Raw genomic sequence first — 16,508 nt, 5'->3', positions numbered from 1 at the left:
TAATGGTCGTCTTTCATGGCGCCCTGGCTCCGCATCGTGCTCTGGGTGGTGGCGATCGTGGCCCCGGGTGGATTCGCGCTTTTGCCCTTGCTTGCGGGTGAACACGTCAAGCGGAGGCGCGACGAGCGGTCGCGCGCCCTCGCCGCCTCTTCGGTGGAGGCCGGGCCGTAGCGCGAGAGGTCCGCCAGGGACGGCCCTTCGAGAGCTCGACGTTTTGCGTCATTTTTGCGCTCGTGTTTGGCGGGCCGAGCATCGAAGAAAATGGGCGTCGTGCCATTGCTCATTGCTTGACGAGAAGAAAGATGAACAACGAGGCAGGGACGAAGACGCGAGCGCCGCTCCGCACGTTGCGCCTGGGCACGGTGACGGCGGCATCGGCCGAGACGGCGCAGCCCGTATCCGAGCGGTACGGCCCTCGATCCGCGATGCGGCCCGTGGCGCCGGATTATTTTTCGGTCCCGCCCGAGCCCGCGGGTGTGGTCCAGGCGCTCGCCGCGGAGCCCCGCTCCGGGCCCGGGAGCCGCCGGCTGAAGACGCCCCTCGACGAGATCAACGACATCCTCCGAAAATTGGAGATTCGCGAGCTCGGGGATATTCTCCTACATGCGCAACGATTGCTCGCTGCGCGCGGGAAGGCGCCCGACCCGGACGTGATATCGATGGTGCTCGCGGCCATGGGGCGGCTCTACGGGGCGTACCGGAGTGCGCCCGGCGTTCCCTTGCCGCTCCTGCGCGGCGCGGTCGCGGACGTCCCGCGCAAGACGGTCGACGACGCGCTGCTCGAGGCGGAGGCGCGGTACATGCTGAAGCTCGTCGTGGTCTCGCCGCTCTCGCCGTTCGTCGAGCGGGGCGCGGGGATCCACGATCCGCGGCGGGGGCTGCTGTATTTCGTGGCGGCGCCGGACGGCGCGCCGCGCGAGCCCGAGCCGCTGCGCAGGCGCTAGGATCAACCGAGGACGGCGAGCACCTCGTCCGAGGCGCGCTCGCCTGCTTCGACCGCGCCTTCCATGTATCCCGTCCATATCCGAGCCGTCTCCGTCCCGGCCCAATGCACGCGGCCCACGGGGGCGCGCAGCGCGGAGGCGTGCGCGGAGAGCACGCCCGGGCCGAGGACCATGGAATAACAGCCGCGCGACCAGCGCTCGGCCGGCCAGTCCTGATCGACGTAATCGATCGGCGAGGACGCGCGCGGGCCGAAGAACCGCGTGAACGAATCGACGGCGGCCTTCTTCCGCTCCTCGGGGGTTTTTCCGCTCATGGCGCGCGCGTCCTTGCCCATGAAGAACCCGACGAGCGCGCCGCGCGAGCCGTCCTCGGGAGAATCGTCGAAGGCGAGCTTCACCGCGCCGACATCGGAGAGCGCCTCTCCCGAATACCCCGCTTGCCGCCAGAACGGCGCCTCGTACGTCGCGACGCATTTGATCACGCTGCCCATCGGCGCCCGCTGCGTGAGCTGATCCCGGATCGCCGGCAGGCCCGGCTCGTAATCGATCCGGCCGGCGAGCGCCGGCGGCACCGCCACGATCACCCGCTTGCACCGCCACGCGCCTGCGTCCGAGGTCACGGTCACGCCCGACGCGTCCTCGGCGATACGCCGCACGGGCGCGCCCAGAACGACGCGCTCTTCGCCGAGGCCTGCCGCGAGCCGCTTCGAGACCTCCTGGAAACCCTCGGCGAGGCGCGTCTCCTGCGCGCCGTTCACGATCTCCGCGCACCGCATCAGGCCGCCGCCTTGACGCAGGTAATACAGGAAAAACAAGAGGGAGAGCTCGGACGGCTCCGCCGCGAAGACCGCCCGCACCGCGGTGTCGAGCATTGCCTTGGCGCCGCGGGTCTTCACGTTCTTGCGTTTCCACGCCTCGACCGTGGTCCCGTCCCATTCGAGCGCCTTCGCCGCCGCGAGCGGGTCCTCGATGGGGACCTCTTTCACGAGCGCCTCGATGCGCTGGATCGAGATCCCGAGGTCGACGGCGCCGATCAAGGACAGGCTCGGGATCGAGGTCCGGTACGTCGTGAGCGTGCCGCCGAGCGAGAGCACCTTCTTGCCGTCGTGCCATTGCGGGAACGTCGACAGGCCGAGCTCGGCGACGAGCTTGGCCATTCGATCCTGCGTGGGTCCGATCCATTGCGCGCCGAGCTCGACGCGATCGCCGAGCGGGGTCGTGTGGCTCAGGGTCCGGCCGCCGACCCGATCCCGCGCCTCCAGCACCACGAACGAGACGCCCGCCGCCGCGAGCCGCCGCGCCGCCACGAGGCCGCTGAGCCCCGCGCCGACGACCACCACCGACACCTCGCGCGGCGCTCCTTGCGCGTTTTCTTCCATCGCGGCGGCAGGATACCGCCGTTCGGGCCGCCCGTGTGCTCCGATTACGTGTCGGGCGAGAGCAGCGCCCGCACCTTCGAGAGGATCGCGACATCCGCCGGCGGGAAGAGCTCGGGAGCGAGGTCGCCCGCCCCGGCCCACTTCACGTCGGCGACGTCGAGCGGACGCGGATCGGGCGAGCCGGGCAGGCGCGTCACCCAAAAGAAGAGCAGGAGGACCGATTTCTCGGGGTATTTGTGGAACGTCACCTCGACGGGGTCGCCCACCGAGACCTCCACGCCGATCTCCTCGACGAGCTCGCGCACGAGGGCCGCGCGCGGGTCTTCGCCGGGCTCGACCTTGCCGCCGGGGAACTCCCAGGCGCCCGCGAGGTGCGTGCCGCGCTTGCGCTGGGTGAGCAGGACGCGCCCCTCTTCGACGAGGACGGCGGCGGCGACGAGGACGGGCGGACGTGGCGAAGCGTCGGTCATGGCGGCGACAGACCCTAGCACCTTGGCACGAGCTGTGACATTCCGGGCGCCATGGCCATCACGTACAGCCAGGCAGGCGTGGACATCGACCGAGGCGACGCGCTCGTCGAGCGCATCAAGAAGCTCGCGCGGCCGACGCGTATCCCCGAGGTCGTCGCCGACGTCGGCGGCTTCGCGGGCCTCTGCGCCCTGCCGAGCGGGCTCGTCGACCCGATCCTCGTCAGCGGGACGGACGGCGTCGGCACGAAGCTCAAGGTCGCGTTCGCCGCGAACGTGCACGACACCGTGGGCCAGGACCTCGTCGCCATGTGCGTGAACGACGTGATCACCGTCGGCGCGCGCCCCCTGTTTTTCCTGGACTACTTCGCGACCGGCACGCTCGACGTCGACGTCGGCGAGGCCGTCGTGCGAGGCATCGCCGAGGGCTGCAAGCTCGCCGGCTGCGCGCTGCTCGGCGGCGAGACGGCGGAGTTGCCGGGCATGTACGCGCCGGGCGAGTACGACCTCGCCGGCTTCGCGGTGGGCGTCGTCGAGCGCGCGAAGATGCTCGACGGGACGAAGGCGCGCGCGGGCGACGTCGTGCTCGGCGTCGCGTCGAGCGGCCTGCACTCGAACGGGTATTCGCTGGCGCGCAAGGTGCTCTTCGAGCGCATGGGGCTCGGGGTCCACGACGAGGTCCCCGGGCTCGGCAAGAGCGCGGCCGAGGCGCTGCTCGTGCCGACGCGGATCTATGCCCGCGCCGTGCGGGAGCTGCTCGCGGCCGCGGGCGAGGCCGTGCGCGGCCTCTCGCACATCACGGGCGGGGGCTTGCCGGGCAACCTGCCGCGTGTCCTGCCGGAGGGGCTCGGCGCGTGGCTCGATCTGTCCGCGTACGAAAGGCCTGCGATCTTCCGGGTGATCGCCGAGCGAGGGCCGGTCGAGGAGGCCGAGATGCGGCGCACGTTCAACCTCGGCGTGGGGCTCGTCGTGGTGGTCGCGCCCGAGGCCGAGGCTGCCGCGCTCGCTGCGCTGCGTGGCGCCGGCGAAGAGGCCTTCCGGCTCGGCGAGGTCACCTCGGTCGGGGCCGACGTCGCGTTCGAAGATCGGGTCCGATTCGACCGATAGCCCGTGGTCGCGCCGCGATCGCCGGTTACATTGCCTGGGCCATGCCGCTCCTCTTCGTGCTCGGGTTTCTCCTCCTCGTGTATCTCCTCGCGGGTCTCCGGCAGATCAACCAGTGGGAGATCGCGCTGCGCTTCACGCTCGGCAAGTTCTCGGGCCGGGTGCAGCCGGGGCTCACGCTTTTCCTGCCGGGCTTCCAGAGCCTGCGCAAGATCGACACGCGCACGAAGAACCGCGATCTCTTGCGGCAGATGGTCATCACGCGCGACAACGTGACGACGATGGTCGACACGGTCCTTTATTACAAGGTCGTCGACCCGGAGAAGGCCACGCTCGCCGTCGAGAACTACGAGGCGGCGGTGAAGGATCGGGCGAAGGTCGTCCTGCGCGACGTCGTCGGCGAGACGCGCCTCGACGAGCTGCTCGCGCACCGCGAGGAGGTCGCCGCCAAGGTGCGCGTGCAGGTCGAATCGACGGTCTCGCAGTGGGGCCTGCACGTCGAGCTCATCGGCCTTCAGGACGTGCAGCTCCCGCCGCAGATGCAGGAGGTCCTCGCGAAGGTCGCGATCGCCGAGCGGGATCGCAAGTACGTGGTCATCAAGAGCGAGGCCGACGTGGAGAGCGCGAAGAACTTCGCCGAGGCGGCCTCGATCCTCTCGAAGGCGCCGGGCGCGATGGAGCTGCGGCGCTTCGAGGCCCTGGCGAACCTGAGCCAGGGCAACACGAAGGTCATCTTCGACCTCGCCAAGCCCTACGACGACGTCCGGCACACGGCGGCGGCGATGGCCGAGGCGGCGACGGCCGAGCAGGGGCAACGCATGCGCGTGGACAACCCCGGCGACGGCGCGCTCCGCACGGCGGCGCAACACGAGGCCGAGGCGATCGCGGAGGCCGAGGCCGAGCTGCAGGCCCGCAAGTTCCTGGCCTCGGGCCGGAAGATGTAACGTGCTCGTGCCCGAGGGCAGCGCGCTCGCCGAGGGCGCGAAGGGCCTGCTCGAGGCCTCGGGCGAGGCCGAGCTCGCGGCGCTCGTCGCGCGCAGCGTGGCCGAGCTCGTGGGCGAGGCCGATCGCTGGTCGATGGGCGCGCGCGAGGTGCGCGCGTATCGCGTGGTGCTCGTCGTCGCGGCGAAGGATCACGTCCTGCTCACCACGCACCCGGGCCGCCTCGCCAGGATCCGCGACGCGTTCGCCGCGGCCGCGCGTAGCCCCGAGACCGAGCTCGAGAGCCTCTCGCTCGTGCTCGCGCTCCCGCCTGCGGGCGCGGGGTTTCATCGGCAGGCGGGGGGCTACAGGGACGCCCCACCCCGCGCGGAGCCGCCTCCTCCGCCCGAGGCGGTGCTCGGCGGCGCGGCGGAGCTCTGCGAGGCCCGCAAGCACCACGACGCGGAGGGCGTCCTGCGCCGGGCGTCGATCGAGCAATCGTTCGTGCAGGCCGCGGCGCGCTCGATGCGCCGCTTTTTGGTCCGCCTCGACCCGGCGGATTTCGCGCGTATCGAGCGGGATCCGCCGCTCGCCGAGGCCCTCGCCTCGGCCGTGCGGGACGCCGCCGCGACGGCGGACGAGCCTGCGTCGGCCGTGCATTTCGGCTTGCGCCTCGACGGGCCCGCGGCGCCGCTCCTGCAGCCGGAGGCCGAGCTCTCGCGTTCGCTTGCGGCGAAGGGCGTGGCGCTCGTGCCCGTCGCGCGGCCCGATGGCAGGACGTGGCTCGTGGCGGTCGGCTCGTCGGGCGTCGTGCTCGTGGAGATGGTCCCGGGCCCGGAGAAGGCCCTGGTTTCGCGTGGCGAGGTGAAGGTCGCGCGCCTGCGCGTGTCGGCGGATGCCCTCACGAGGCCCGAGCGCGTCGATACCGTGAGCGCGCAGATCGTGGCGGCGCTCGGGGCGGCGAAGGTGCGCTGAGCGAGGGAGGGAGCGTCCTGGGCGGCGACCTGCCGGGTAGCGTGAACCTGGCCTGGATGTCGCTTGCGCCTTCGTGGGCGAAGGGGTTAAGACCGCCGGAGGCGCCATGTTGATCCAGTTCCGCGTGGAGAACCACCGGTCGCTGCGGGACGAGCAGACGCTCTCGCTCGTCGCGGACAGCACGCTCGATCCGGCGGACCCGCGGCTGATCCGGGTCCCGGGGTTCGAGGAAGCGCTCCTCCCCGCGGTGGCGCTTTATGGGGCGAATGCTTCGGGGAAAACCAACGTCGTTGGCGCGATGGGTTTCATGCGCGAGGTGGTGATCACATCGCAGCGCCTCTGGGAGCCGGAGGGTGGTACGCCCCAGGAGCCCTTTGCGCTTTCCGACAAGGCGACCGAGTCATCATTGTTCGAGGTCGACTTCCTGCTGGATGGCAAGAGGCACCGATATGGCTTCGTCCTGGACTCCGCCGCCATCGAGGAGGAGTGGTTGTACACGTTTCTCGATGGCGAGGCCCGGGTCGCTTTCGAGCGAAAGGGGGAAACGTTCGAGTTTGGTGACCAACTGGCCGACGAAAACAATGAAGTCATCGCCTCCCTGACCCGCGGCAATAGTTTGTTCTTGTCTGCCGCGGCGCAAAACAATCACCGGTTGTTGCGACCGCTCTACGGTTGGTTTGGGAGTATGTGGTTCGAGTTCCATCAGGGAGCCACGCCGAGCATTCCTGCACGAGCGCAGCTCCTTCGCAGAATTTTCGGTGCAGAGCGGCAGCTATCTTTGTTCTCCGATATCGAGTCCGAGCTCGACGTCCGGGAACGTCAACGCGAATCGATCCGGCGCTTGCTCCAGTCTGCGGACATTGGCATCAAGGATATCAAAATCGAGAAGCAGAAGTTGTTGTTCATGCATCGTGCGGAAGACCCCGCACGAGAGGTCTGGTTACCTCTGTCTGCGCAATCCGCCGGCACCGTCGCGCTCCTCAACATCGCAGTTCCGCTCCTCGATGTGCTCGCGGGCGGCGGTCTCCTCTGCATCGACGAGCTCGAAGCCAGCCTGCACCCGAAGCTCGCGCTCGAGCTCCTGCGCCTCTTCAACGATCCGAAGCACAACCCCCACGGCGCGCAGCTCGTGTTCACCACGCACGACACCAACCTGCTCGGCAACACCCTCGGCGAGCCACCTCTGCGGCGTGATCAGATCTGGTTCACCGAGAAGGACCAGGCCGGCGCGACGCACCTCTACCCGCTCACGGACTTCCATCCCAAGCAGCAGGAGAACATCGAGCGGGGATACCTCCAGGGTCGCTACGGCGCCATCCCGTTCCTCGGGGACCTCCTCGCGAAGGGGGATTGACGTGGTCTCCCGAGGACGCCGCGACGCCGACATCCGTCGGCACAAGCCGAAGCGCGAGCCCAAGCACCGGATCCTCATCGTCGCCGAGGGAAAGGCGACGGAGCGCCACTACTTCAGCGCGTTCAGGCAGAAGGTGAAGAACCCTCTGGTGCACGTCGAAGTCGCCCGAGAGACGGGCGTCCCCGTGACCGTCGTCGAGATCGCCAAGCGCGAACGCGACATCGCCGCGCAGCGAGCGAAGGAGGAGAAGGACGAGAACCTCCTCTGGAACGAGGTCTGGGCCGTCATCGACGTCGACGAGCATCCGAACCTCGAAGCCGCGCAGAAGGCCGCCACCGAGAGCTCGATCCGGATGGCCGTGTCGAACCCCTGCTTCGAGTTGTGGTTGCTCCTGCACTTCCAGGACCAGCGGGCGCACATCCACCGGCACAAGGCGCAGTCGATGATGCGGCAACACCTGCCCGACTACGACAAGGTCCTCGACGGCAAGAGCTTCGATCGGATCCACGCAGGCTACGAAGACGCCCTGCGAAGGGCGCGAGAGCTCGCGGAAGAGGCGGCGCGGCACGGGAGCCCCGGCAGGAACCCGAGCACCGGGGTTCCCGCGCTGACCGAGTCGATCCGCGCAGGCGGCGCTCGCTGAGGATCTCCTCGACCCGGTCGCTCGACCCCCTCGACCCGGTCGCTCGAAGGTCTCGACCCGGTCGTCGACCTCCTCGACCGGTAATGGGCAGTTTTCGTAATCGGTGGGCGGTTTCGGCGTAATGCCGTAGCGCCGGGCGATCGCGGGGCGTAGGGTCGGCGTGCCTGAGAAAGGCGCCGCCCCGGGGGACCTACTCAATCCCACGGGGCGACTTGGCAGCCACCTCATCTCACGAGGAGCCACCCGATGCTTCGTCTAGTACACCCTCGTCGCGAGGGCCAAGGGACTCGTCCGCCTTCCGCGCGGAAGAGCCCCGCTCTCTTCCCCTCCCGAACCGAGCGCGCCCGCATGCGAGCCGCCGAGCGCAACATCGCCCGCGCCTACGGCGGGCGGGACGTGCTCGCCGCCGTGATGGGCGTCTCGAAGGACGCGCTCAACAACATCCGCCGCGGATCCTCCTACGCCGTCGCCGTGCTCCTCGCGCGAGCGGGCGGCATCCCCGTCGAGCAAGTCCTTTCCGGTAAGCCTCATGTGGCCGGCGCGTGCGCCCTTTGCGGGCGGAAGGGAGGCGCGTCGTGATGGCCGCTCCCCTCTACCCCGGGGGTCTCGTCGAGATCCAGCGGGCGAACCTCCGCGCCCTGCTTCGCCACCTTCACCGGGAGCTCGGTTCCTGGATCCTCGTGGCCCACAAGATCGGCTTCCGCCGGTACGTGGTCCTCGCGTTCTGCGACGGCACGAACCCCGGCAACATGGCGCTCGCGCGGAGCATCTCCCGTGCCGTAGGGCTCACGCTCGACGATGCCCTCGCCGGGAAGGCGCCGCCCCGCAAGGCTCCCGTGCTCTCCCTCGTGGCGTCCCCGAAGCGGAAGGGAGGCGCCTCGTGACCGAGCCCCAGGACAAGGCCCCGGAGAGCTTGCCCGCGGTCCTCACGGAAGCGCAGGCGGCGCGCGTTCGGAAGGCGCTTGCGCCCTACGTCGCGGCGCGGACGGCGCGGGAGTCGGCCAAGATGCTCGGCTTCGCCCGGCAGTACGTGCGCGCCGTTCTCCACGGCGAGATCCACTGCACGCTGCTTTTCGCGTCACGCGTGGCGCGCGTGCTCCGGGTCGATCTCGACGCCCTGATCCGGGGTGACGGGACGTGATCCGGTACCGCGCCTCCCCCGGCGGGGGCGCGCCGATCGTAGAGGCGGACGCGGAGGACATCGAGGCCATGCGCCCGATGCTCCTTCGCCATGCCCTCGCGCTCGGCGTGGAACGGCGGCACGCGGACGACGTCGTGCAGGAGACGATGATCACGACGTGGATCGCGCTCGGCGAGGGACGCGTGCGGGGCGGGGAGAAGACGCCCCCCGCGGCTGCGTTTCAGGGGTTCGCGCGACAGACGGCGTGGTTCCACGCCATGAACCTCTCGCGGCGCGGCTCCGGGCGCGAGGTCCCCGTGTCCTCGCTTCGGGACGTTCCGATCCTCGTGTCGCCGGACCCGACGCACGCGATCGAGGCGCGGGACGTGCTCGCAAAGGTCATGGCGTCGAGCCCAAAGGTCGCCCACGTCGTAGAACTCGCCGCCCGCGGGCTCATCGGGGCCGACGCGGCGCGAGAGGCAGGCCAGCACCGGGCGACCTTCCACGCCCACGAGAAGAAGCTTCGCGCCGCCCTCCAGAAGCTCGGCGCGGCTCCCCCGAAGCAGGCTCCACACCCCACGCGGAAGAACCGGAAGCAAAAGCGCTGAACGGGCGCGCCCGGCGCATACGGTCCGACTACCTGCCGGCCCCGATCCGGCGTATGCGCCGGGCGTGATCTTCACCGTAACGATCGACGGGCGAGGCATCCGCGAGATGCCTCTGGAGCACAAGACGCTGGCCGTGGCGGTGATGGCCTACGCCGAAGCCGTGCTGGCTGGGATGGACGCGACGCACACGTCCATCGTTCAGAACATAGCTCTCTCGCCGAAAGTGCCCGGATACCCGACGGCGCTGGAAACGGGCGAGATGCAGATCCGCCCGCTGAACCAGAACCAGACGCTAGAACTCGTGCAAGCGTTCGTCGAAGAAGCGTTCTTGGGTCTGGACATCAAAGTCCGGTTCGTGGTTCCGCCTGCCCCAGCGGGTCGAGAAGACGAGTGACCAGGCGACCGCTCTTCATGTCGGCGATTCGTCGTTGATATTCGCGCAACTGCGCCATGTAGGCAGGTTCGGGCTGTTGGTTGGTACTTTGCTCGGGCTCGGGCGTGTTCGGTTCTCGCATGTTCCCATCATGCCCGTGCACAATCAGAGGCACGAGCAGAGCGGGTCGCCCGGCTCGCACTTGCAGGGCTTGCCCGTCGTGCTCGCGGGCGCGGAACCTCCCTCGGCCGCCTGCTTCGCCCTCTCCTCGGCGAGCCGCTTCTCCAACGCGGTTCGCTCGGTCTCGTCCTTCGCGCCCGCGAGCATCGAGACCAACGAATCGATCTTCGTCTGCCGTTCCTTCGCCCGGACCTTGGCCGTTTGTTCGGCTTCCTCGGCGCCCCGGACCGCGTCTTCGCGTTCTCGTTCTCGTCGAGCGTCGCGAAGGGCCGCGTCGAGGTGTCGCTGCACGTCGTCCGGGGCCGAGCGCCCGTAGGTGGTCTCGCCGTCGCGCACGAAATGATCGTCGTCCTCCACGACGAGCCGCACCCGCGCGTCGCCGAGAAAGCTCGCGCCGTAGACGCCGCGCGACTCCCGGACCAACGGAAGCCGCTTCGACCGCGCTCCGCCGGGAAGGAAGAACGCGATGCTGCCGTCGCCGAAGCCCGAGCCGAAGTCGGCCTCGTAGCACCCGCTCGACGTCGAGCAGAAGACGCCCGCGCTCGGAGGCTTCACGAACATGAAGTAGACAACCACGAGCCCGATCGGCACGATCGCCGCGTAGAGGAATAGGACGAACCTCCGCTCGCCCTTCGCCGTCTTACCGTTGCTCCGGTTCTCGTCCTTCGCCTGCTCCATGTCGTCCTCCACGCGAGGCGTACACGGTAGGGCCGAGGTTCGTCGGGGTCAACGAAACACGGCGTATCGGCCGTTATTCCGACGAGGACGACAGCGTAGACCCGCGGGGGTGACCCGCTCCGCCCGCGTCGTCGAGGTCCTCGGCTACATCGGGGCGAACGTGCGCCGTCTGCGCCTGTCCCGCGGGCTCACGCAGGAACAACTCGCCGAGGCCGCGGAACTCGATCTTCGCTTCCTTCAGCGGGTCGAGCGTGGTCAGACCAACGTCGGCGTCGCCGTGATCGTGGCGCTCGCGGGCGCGCTCGGCGTGCCTCCCGGGAGGCTCTTCCGAAAAGCAACACTTCCCGAAGCAAAGCCCGGCAGACCGCGCAAGAGGACGCAGGGATGGCGCTGACGCCTACTCGTCTTCGGGTTCCTCGTCGAAGAACGCAAGCCGCTTCTCCCGCTCGCGCCACGCGAGAAGATCCATCTGCTCCCATCGCGCCTCGTGGTCGTCCACGTGCGGCGTCGGGTATCGGACGGGAACCGGAGGCGGCGGGGGCTTCGGCGCCTGATTTGACGGGGCCCTGCCTCCGTCGATGACCCGGAGCCATCCCTTGCCGTCCGGGAGCTTCCTGGCGGCGCTCGGCTTCGCTCCCGGGGCGGCAGCCGCCGGAGCAAGCTCCCGAGGCTTGGGAGGCTCGCACGGGGCCGCCGCTAGGGCGCGCTCGACGAGCTCTTCCACCGTCCAGACGTGATCCGCAATCCCCGCCTCCATGGCCGGGGTCACCCGGAGCGCCTCGTGCACGCGGACGAAGTTGTAGAACGCCACGTGCAGGGCGACGGCCGCGCGGTGATTCTCGATCTTCCGGCTGAAGCCGTTGCAGAGCCGCGTAAACCGGCGGACATGCATCCGGACCGTGAGGTTCGCACGCTCGACGTGAGACGTGCTCGCGCGGTCGAGGTTCGGCGCACCGTGCGCGGTCTTCTTCGTGATGAAGGGGTCCCGCGGGGGTTCGTAGCGGTGGTCCGCCGGTCCCTCGCGCCGCCCCTTCTTCGAGTAGTCCTTGTGGATCACGGCGTGGTCGACCGCGCCCCCGAAGCTCTGCCCGATCGCCACCGGATACGACTGCCAACCGTCCGTGGAGACCTCGGGAATCGTCACGAGACGAGCGCGGAGGTCCGCTACGAAAGCCTTGGTCGTGGCCTCGTCTCGCTTCCCCACGCGGTAGGACACGATCAGTTTCTTGGTCCGGGCGAGCGCGAGGTACGCGTAGGCGTCGCCGTACTCGGCCGGATCCTCGGGCTTCACCCGGGCCTGCTTCTTCGCGACGTAGGACCAAATCTCGTCGCACTGGATTTCACGGATATCCAAACCGCAGACGAGCCGATTGTGCAATCGATCGCAGCCCTCGCCGACCCGCACGAGAAGCGAGAGGATCGCTTCCTTGCACGTGCCCGTGAGCCTGGACGTTGCGCGCACGCTGGCGCCCTCCACGAGGTGAGAAACGACGGCGGTACGCTCGGCAAGCGAAAGGTGATTGCCCACGGCGAAGCCCCGACGAGCGCCGTCTCCCGGGGATCCCGACGCGCCCTCTGCGCGTCATCCTCGCCCGTCCGACCGGTCAACTCGATGGGATGAGAGTATCACGAAACGCGGTGTTTTCGTGATCAATCGCCGATATGGTCGGACACGCAATGTCCTAGGTCGGACAGTCGGGCGAATGTCTCATTATGAGAGTAACCTAGCGGAACACTTGCGGTTTCCGGTGCAGGCGAATCCGGAGCGTGCTAGGTCATCCGTACCCCTTCACGGGGCGACGGCAGAACAAAAGACATCAGGCGAGCACGCGGAGCGGCCACTCCAGCGATACTCGCCCGATCCGTTCTCTGGGAGAGACGGTCGGGAGGAGTGTATGGGAAGGGTGGCTATCCGTCAAGGCGATGTTCTGCACTCCGCGCGCTCGCTGCTTTGGAGGATCACCCTCATGGCGAGCGACGAGATCAAGAACCTTCCCCTGCACGAGCGAATGGCGCACTTCTACAAGCTCTGGGAGATGCACAAGCGCGCGGGAGATTTCGAGGTCACCCAGGAAGCGACCGACCGACTCGCGGCGATGTGCAACGTCCCGGCGCCAAGAGTGAAGGTCCGCGACGACGACGGACCGCGCGGGCGTTTCCTCGAAACGTACTGATCGAGGGGACGGCGGGGTGTCGCAGGATGCCCCGCCGTCCCGGCGTTCGGGGTCGGTTGGGCAGAACTGCCCACTACCCCTCGACCCGGTCGATCGAAGGTCTCGACCCGGTCGTCGACCTCCTCGAGACCTTTGATCGACCCCCTCGAGACCTTTGATCGAAGGTCTCGACCCGGTCTTCGACCTCCTCGAGACCTTCGATCGACCCCCTCGAGACCTTTGATCGAAGGTCTCGACCCGGTCTTCGACCCTCTCGACCGGGTCGATCGACCCGGTGGACGGGGTCGCCGTCGACCCCGCCCCACGGCCGGCGCGGCTACTGCTTCCCGAAATCCTGCGTCCAGTACTTCTTGTATCCGACCGTCCCCTCGTAATACCCCACGCCGAGGTGCTTGAGGGAAGACTTCATGATGTTCTTGCAATGTCCCGAGCTGTTCATCCAGCCCGTGACCACCGCCGACGGCGTCGAATACCCGGCGGCGATGTTCTCGGCCGCCTGCGTGTACGTGTAGCCTGCGCTCTTGATGCGTTGCCAGGGCGTCGACCCATTCGACCCGGTGTGGCTGAAGAAATTCTTCACGCCCATGTCCTTCGAATGCTTGCGCGCCGCGCACCGCAGCCGGTCGTCGAGCGTCAAGGGCGGCGCGGGCGCATACTTCACGCCGCCGCAGGTCGCGCCGGCCGCGCGTTTCTGGTTCACCAGCGTCAGCACCTGCGCCTCGTAATCGCTCCAGGCCTGGTTCCAGCTCACCACGTCGTCGCACCACGCCACGAGATCCGCCGCGTCCTCCTCGGGGGCAAACTCCTTCGTGTTCTCGTCTTCCTCGACGAAGAGGCCCTCCCCCAAAGCCTCGTCCATTTCCTCGGTCTCAACGTCCGCGTATTCGTCCTCTGCCTCCATGGGGCCGCCGCAGCCAATGAGAGAGAACGAACCCACCGTCAGGAGCAGGAACATCGTGAGGTGTTTCATGGACACAGAAGTTACCACCGAGCGTCCGTTTCACGAATACCCCAATGCCGACGCATTCGTGCTTCGAATGTAATGGTAATGATGCGCCGTGGGCGAAGCTCGTTGGAGCAAAAACAATCAGCGGCGCTCGTGCCCCCGGGCCACGCGGAGCGCATACGCGACCCCGTCGCGCAGCGTGCCCTTCGTCACGATGATTCCTAGTTCCGCCCCATTTTCCACGAATGTCCGCGCGAGCTCCGGCCCCGTCCCCGTCGCGACCACCTCGGCGCCGAGCAGCCGCGCCGCCTGCGCCGCGCGCACGAGCGCCTCGGCCGCCTCCGTGCTCGCCTCTTTTACGCCCGTCAGGTCGAGGATCACCACCCGCGCGTCCTCGCGCCCGATGCCTTCGAGCAGCACCCCGAGCATCCGCTCGGCCCGCGACGGCTCGAGCACCCCGACGAGCGGCATCACGAGCACGCCCTCCGCGATCGGAACGAGCGGCGTCCCGAGCTCCTCGAGCGCCGCCCTCTGCGCCGCGATCACCTCGGAGGCGAGCCGCCGCCGCTCCTCCTCCGCGCGCCGCGCCGCCGTCAGGTCCCGGATGATCGCGCACCGCGCGATGCCGCGGCCTCGCGCGTCGCGCACGAGGAACGCCGTCACGTGCGCGTCGAACGTCTCGCCGCTCGCGCGCTGGTACGTGAGCTCCCCGCTCCACGAGCCATGCTCCATCACCGCCTTCGCCACCTGCTCGCGGTGGATCGGCTCCGCGTGTTTCGCCACGAGCTCGTAGATCGAGTGCCCCGGGAGGTCGTCCCGCTCGAGCAGCCGCGCGAGCGCCGGGTTCACGTGGAGCAACGTCCCGTCCGGGGCCGCCACCCCCATCCCGTCCGGCGCGTTCTCGATCAGTGCCCCGAAGATCCGCGTCTTCTTGTGCACGAGCTCCGCCCGCGCGCGCAGCTCGTCGTCGATCAGGGAGAGCGCGTCGCTCGACGAGCGGATGAACGCGCGGATCCGCGACGTCGCCCCCGGGACGCCCGACGCGCGGAGCTCGAGCGCCACGTCGACGAAGACCTGCCGCATCGCGCCGAGCACGCCCTGCATCGTCGACGCCGAGTAGCCGCGCTGCACCGAGCCGTCGATCCAGCGCCGCCAGCTCTCGACCGCGAAGGGCCTGCTGCCGTCGTGGATCGCCGCGATGGCGATGTCGACCTCGATCTCGCGATCGGCGCGGAAGCTCTCGAGCGTGGCCCCGAGCGTCCCGCCGAGCGCCGACAGCGCCTCTCTCGTCAGCCGATCGACGAGCATCTCCCTTCGGGCGGCGAACGCCGCCGCGAACGGGTCGAGCTTCGTATCCGCGCGCTCGCTCATCGGCTCGGCCCTGCTCCGCGGCCCTTCCGTCGCATCTGCCGCTTCTGCCGCTCGTGCCCGATCGCGTGCGCCACGCCCGCGCGCAGCGTGCTCCACGTGTCCATGCCGCCGAGGTCCACGTCGAGGTCGACCAGCGTCTTCGCCACCGCGCCGCGTACGCCCGTCAGCACCACCTCCGCGCCCACGAGCTCGGCGGCCCTCGCCGCGCGCACGAGCGACTCGGCCACCTCCGCGTCCACCACGGGCACGCCCGTGATGTCCACGATCACGTGCCCCGCGCCCGTCCGCGTGATCCCCTCGAGCATCAGCTCGATGATCCGCGGCGTCCGCGACGCGTCGAGCGAGCCGACGAGCGGCATCGCGAGCACCCCCTCGGCGAGCGGCAAGAGCGGCGCCGCGAGCTCTCGCAGCGCCGCGGCCTGCGCCTTCTGGATCTCCTCTTCGAGCGCGCGCCGCTCCGCCGCGGCCCGCTCTTCCGCCGTCGCGTCGCGCACGAGCACGCACCGCGCGATCGTCTCGCCGGCCTCCGACCTCACCCGGAACGCCTTGAGCTGCGCGTTGAACGACGTCCCGTCCGCGCGCTGGTAGCGCAGGCAGCCCTCCCAGTTCCCGGTGCGCTCGGCGATCTCCGCCATCTGCGCGAGCTTCGTGTGCTCGTCCGGGTGCACGAAATCCGCGAAGTGCCCGCGTGACGCCTCCTCCGAGCCCATCATCGCGCAGAACGCCGGGTTCGCGTACACCACCGTCCCGTCGGCCCTGGCGATCCCGATCCCGTCGGGCGCGTTCTCCGTCACCGCGCGCAGCACCGTCGCGCGCCGCGCGCCCTCCTCGGCCTCCGCGCGGAACGCTCGATTGAAGGCGGCCGCGGCCGTGTTCATCGCGCCGACGAGCCGCCGCGCCCCCGTGTCCGCGCCCGGCACGCCCTGCTCCAGGGCCTCGAGCGCCGCGTCGAGCAGCGCTTGTCCCGCGCGTTCGAGTCGCCGCAGCACCCCGCGCGTGTCGCCGCCGCGCGCCTCCGCCGCCTCGCCGATGTGCTCGACCCACGCCTCGAGCGCGCCTGGATCCAGGCTCTCGGTCGCGTCGATCCACGCGTCGAAGCTCGCGGCGAGCTCCTCGCGGAGGGACGACGTGTCGTCCTTCTCGGCTTCGGTCGACGCGGGCTCCGCGCTCGTTCGTTCGAGGCGCGCGAGGATCCCTGGGCGCCGCTCGATCATCGCTCGTCGGAACGCGGAAACTTCGGCCCCCATCATGTGCGGCACAGCGTAAGAGCA

The 16,508-nt window shown here is 69.2% G+C and carries 21 protein-coding genes; 14 read left to right on the top strand and 7 right to left on the bottom strand.

Going from position 1 to position 16,508, the window contains the following annotated elements; all coding sequences use genetic code 11:
• Nucleotides 1–15: 15 nt before the first annotated feature.
• Together GF068_RS12965 and GF068_RS12960 are read left to right on the top strand one after the other, a co-directional pair.
• Nucleotides 16–171, top strand: coding sequence for a hypothetical protein (locus tag GF068_RS12965; RefSeq protein ID WP_153819660.1), 156 nt, complete (start codon nt 16–18; stop codon nt 169–171).
• 131 nt (nt 172–302) lie between these two features.
• Nucleotides 303–944 carry a hypothetical protein gene (locus GF068_RS12960; RefSeq protein WP_153819659.1) on the top strand — a complete coding sequence of 214 codons (642 nt, stop codon included), beginning with the start codon at nt 303–305 and terminating at the stop codon, nt 942–944.
• Nucleotides 945–946: 2 nt separating this feature from the next.
• Here the strand turns inward: GF068_RS12960 and GF068_RS12955 are convergent, their stop codons facing one another.
• A complete protein-coding gene (locus GF068_RS12955) occupies nt 947–2,323 on the bottom strand; it encodes a flavin monoamine oxidase family protein (protein ID WP_153819658.1) in 1,377 nt (458 codons plus the stop codon).
• A gap of 44 nt (nt 2,324–2,367) precedes the next feature.
• A complete protein-coding gene (locus tag GF068_RS12950) occupies nt 2,368–2,793 on the bottom strand; it encodes a (deoxy)nucleoside triphosphate pyrophosphohydrolase (RefSeq protein WP_153819657.1) in 426 nt (141 codons plus the stop codon).
• Nucleotides 2,794–2,844: 51 nt separating this feature from the next.
• Here GF068_RS12950 and purM point away from each other — a divergent pair, with 51 nt between their 5' ends.
• From purM to GF068_RS12900, 10 genes are all read left to right on the top strand, one after another.
• Nucleotides 2,845–3,897: a phosphoribosylformylglycinamidine cyclo-ligase gene (gene purM, locus GF068_RS12945; RefSeq protein ID WP_153819656.1), complete on the top strand. Its 1,053-nt coding sequence runs from the start codon at nt 2,845–2,847 to the stop codon at nt 3,895–3,897.
• Nucleotides 3,898–3,938: 41 nt separating this feature from the next.
• Complete coding sequence (locus GF068_RS12940) at nt 3,939–4,838, top strand: SPFH domain-containing protein (protein ID WP_153819655.1); 900 nt, start codon at nt 3,939–3,941, stop codon at nt 4,836–4,838.
• A 1-nt stretch (nt 4,839) separates the two neighbouring features.
• Nucleotides 4,840–5,790 (top strand): hypothetical protein, encoded by a 951-nt coding sequence (locus GF068_RS12935; protein ID WP_153819654.1) that lies wholly within the window; start codon nt 4,840–4,842, stop codon nt 5,788–5,790.
• A 247-nt stretch (nt 5,791–6,037) separates the two neighbouring features.
• Nucleotides 6,038–7,144, top strand: coding sequence for an AAA family ATPase (locus tag GF068_RS46225; RefSeq protein WP_206079463.1), 1,107 nt, complete (start codon nt 6,038–6,040; stop codon nt 7,142–7,144).
• A 1-nt stretch (nt 7,145) separates the two neighbouring features.
• On the top strand, nt 7,146–7,787 hold the full coding sequence (locus GF068_RS46220) for an RloB domain-containing protein (RefSeq protein ID WP_153819652.1): 642 nt from the start codon (nt 7,146–7,148) through the stop codon (nt 7,785–7,787).
• Nucleotides 7,788–8,135: 348 nt separating this feature from the next.
• The gene (locus tag GF068_RS12920; protein WP_153819651.1) at nt 8,136–8,366 is read left to right on the top strand and encodes a hypothetical protein; all 231 of its coding nucleotides are present in this window, start codon (nt 8,136–8,138) and stop codon (nt 8,364–8,366) included.
• Entirely contained in the window at nt 8,363–8,671 is a 309-nt protein-coding gene (locus tag GF068_RS12915; protein WP_153819650.1) for a hypothetical protein, read from the top strand. Before GF068_RS12920 ends, GF068_RS12915 begins: the two co-directional genes overlap by 4 nt.
• Entirely contained in the window at nt 8,668–8,928 is a 261-nt protein-coding gene (locus GF068_RS12910) for a hypothetical protein (protein WP_153819649.1), read from the top strand. The genes GF068_RS12915 and GF068_RS12910 overlap by 4 nt, the downstream gene beginning before the upstream one ends.
• Nucleotides 8,925–9,515, top strand: coding sequence for a sigma-70 family RNA polymerase sigma factor (locus GF068_RS12905; protein WP_153819648.1), 591 nt, complete (start codon nt 8,925–8,927; stop codon nt 9,513–9,515). Before GF068_RS12910 ends, GF068_RS12905 begins: the two co-directional genes overlap by 4 nt.
• A gap of 64 nt (nt 9,516–9,579) precedes the next feature.
• Nucleotides 9,580–9,909 (top strand): hypothetical protein, encoded by a 330-nt coding sequence (locus GF068_RS12900; RefSeq protein ID WP_153819647.1) that lies wholly within the window; start codon nt 9,580–9,582, stop codon nt 9,907–9,909.
• 144 nt (nt 9,910–10,053) lie between these two features.
• Here GF068_RS12900 and GF068_RS12895 read toward each other — a convergent pair whose 3' ends face one another.
• The gene (locus GF068_RS12895; RefSeq protein WP_153819646.1) at nt 10,054–10,746 is read right to left on the bottom strand and encodes a hypothetical protein; all 693 of its coding nucleotides are present in this window, start codon (nt 10,744–10,746) and stop codon (nt 10,054–10,056) included.
• Between the two features lie 109 nt (nt 10,747–10,855).
• Between GF068_RS12895 and GF068_RS45030 the strand changes: the two genes are divergently transcribed.
• Nucleotides 10,856–11,140 (top strand): helix-turn-helix domain-containing protein, encoded by a 285-nt coding sequence (locus GF068_RS45030; protein WP_338046355.1) that lies wholly within the window; start codon nt 10,856–10,858, stop codon nt 11,138–11,140.
• Between the two features lie 3 nt (nt 11,141–11,143).
• Here GF068_RS45030 and GF068_RS12885 read toward each other — a convergent pair whose 3' ends face one another.
• Nucleotides 11,144–12,274 (bottom strand): IS1 family transposase, encoded by a 1,131-nt coding sequence (locus GF068_RS12885; RefSeq protein ID WP_338046354.1) that lies wholly within the window; start codon nt 12,272–12,274, stop codon nt 11,144–11,146.
• 439 nt (nt 12,275–12,713) lie between these two features.
• Between GF068_RS12885 and GF068_RS12880 the strand changes: the two genes are divergently transcribed.
• Nucleotides 12,714–12,920, top strand: a complete 207-nt coding sequence (locus GF068_RS12880; protein WP_153819644.1) for a hypothetical protein — start codon at nt 12,714–12,716, stop codon at nt 12,918–12,920.
• A gap of 316 nt (nt 12,921–13,236) precedes the next feature.
• Here the strand turns inward: GF068_RS12880 and GF068_RS12875 are convergent, their stop codons facing one another.
• The 3 genes from GF068_RS12875 to GF068_RS12865 form a co-directional block, all read right to left on the bottom strand.
• Nucleotides 13,237–13,890: a CAP domain-containing protein gene (locus tag GF068_RS12875; protein WP_240806839.1), complete on the bottom strand. Its 654-nt coding sequence runs from the start codon at nt 13,888–13,890 to the stop codon at nt 13,237–13,239.
• Between the two features lie 117 nt (nt 13,891–14,007).
• Nucleotides 14,008–15,237: a PAS domain S-box protein gene (locus GF068_RS12870; protein WP_153819643.1), complete on the bottom strand. Its 1,230-nt coding sequence runs from the start codon at nt 15,235–15,237 to the stop codon at nt 14,008–14,010.
• The gene (locus tag GF068_RS12865; RefSeq protein ID WP_153819642.1) at nt 15,234–16,451 is read right to left on the bottom strand and encodes a PAS domain S-box protein; all 1,218 of its coding nucleotides are present in this window, start codon (nt 16,449–16,451) and stop codon (nt 15,234–15,236) included. Before GF068_RS12865 ends, GF068_RS12870 begins: the two co-directional genes overlap by 4 nt.
• Nucleotides 16,452–16,508: the final 57 nt, after the last annotated feature.

This window comes from Polyangium spumosum, assembly GCF_009649845.1.
Lineage (GTDB): Bacteria > Myxococcota_A > Polyangia > Polyangiales > Polyangiaceae > Polyangium > Polyangium spumosum.
This window is presented reverse-complemented; position numbering and strand designations above follow the sequence as displayed.

What these genes read in the sequence shown, in the direction of transcription:
- GF068_RS12965 (WP_153819660.1), top strand. Translation starts at nt 16, where the DNA reads ATGGCGCCCTGGCTCCGCATCGTGCTCTGGGTGGTGGCGATCGTGGCC.
- GF068_RS12875 (WP_240806839.1), bottom strand. Translation starts at nt 13,890, where the DNA reads ATGAAACACCTCACGATGTTCCTGCTCCTGACGGTGGGTTCGTTCTCT.
- GF068_RS12865 (WP_153819642.1), bottom strand. Translation starts at nt 16,451, where the DNA reads ATGATCGAGCGGCGCCCAGGGATCCTCGCGCGCCTCGAACGAACGAGC.
- GF068_RS12895 (WP_153819646.1), bottom strand. Translation starts at nt 10,746, where the DNA reads ATGGAGCAGGCGAAGGACGAGAACCGGAGCAACGGTAAGACGGCGAAG.
- GF068_RS12955 (WP_153819658.1), bottom strand. Translation starts at nt 2,323, where the DNA reads ATGGAAGAAAACGCGCAAGGAGCGCCGCGCGAGGTGTCGGTGGTGGTC.
- purM (WP_153819656.1), top strand. Translation starts at nt 2,845, where the DNA reads ATGGCCATCACGTACAGCCAGGCAGGCGTGGACATCGACCGAGGCGAC.
- GF068_RS12880 (WP_153819644.1), top strand. Translation starts at nt 12,714, where the DNA reads ATGGCGAGCGACGAGATCAAGAACCTTCCCCTGCACGAGCGAATGGCG.
- GF068_RS12960 (WP_153819659.1), top strand. Translation starts at nt 303, where the DNA reads ATGAACAACGAGGCAGGGACGAAGACGCGAGCGCCGCTCCGCACGTTG.
- GF068_RS12920 (WP_153819651.1), top strand. Translation starts at nt 8,136, where the DNA reads ATGCGAGCCGCCGAGCGCAACATCGCCCGCGCCTACGGCGGGCGGGAC.
- GF068_RS12950 (WP_153819657.1), bottom strand. Translation starts at nt 2,793, where the DNA reads ATGACCGACGCTTCGCCACGTCCGCCCGTCCTCGTCGCCGCCGCCGTC.
- GF068_RS12940 (WP_153819655.1), top strand. Translation starts at nt 3,939, where the DNA reads ATGCCGCTCCTCTTCGTGCTCGGGTTTCTCCTCCTCGTGTATCTCCTC.
- GF068_RS12870 (WP_153819643.1), bottom strand. Translation starts at nt 15,237, where the DNA reads ATGAGCGAGCGCGCGGATACGAAGCTCGACCCGTTCGCGGCGGCGTTC.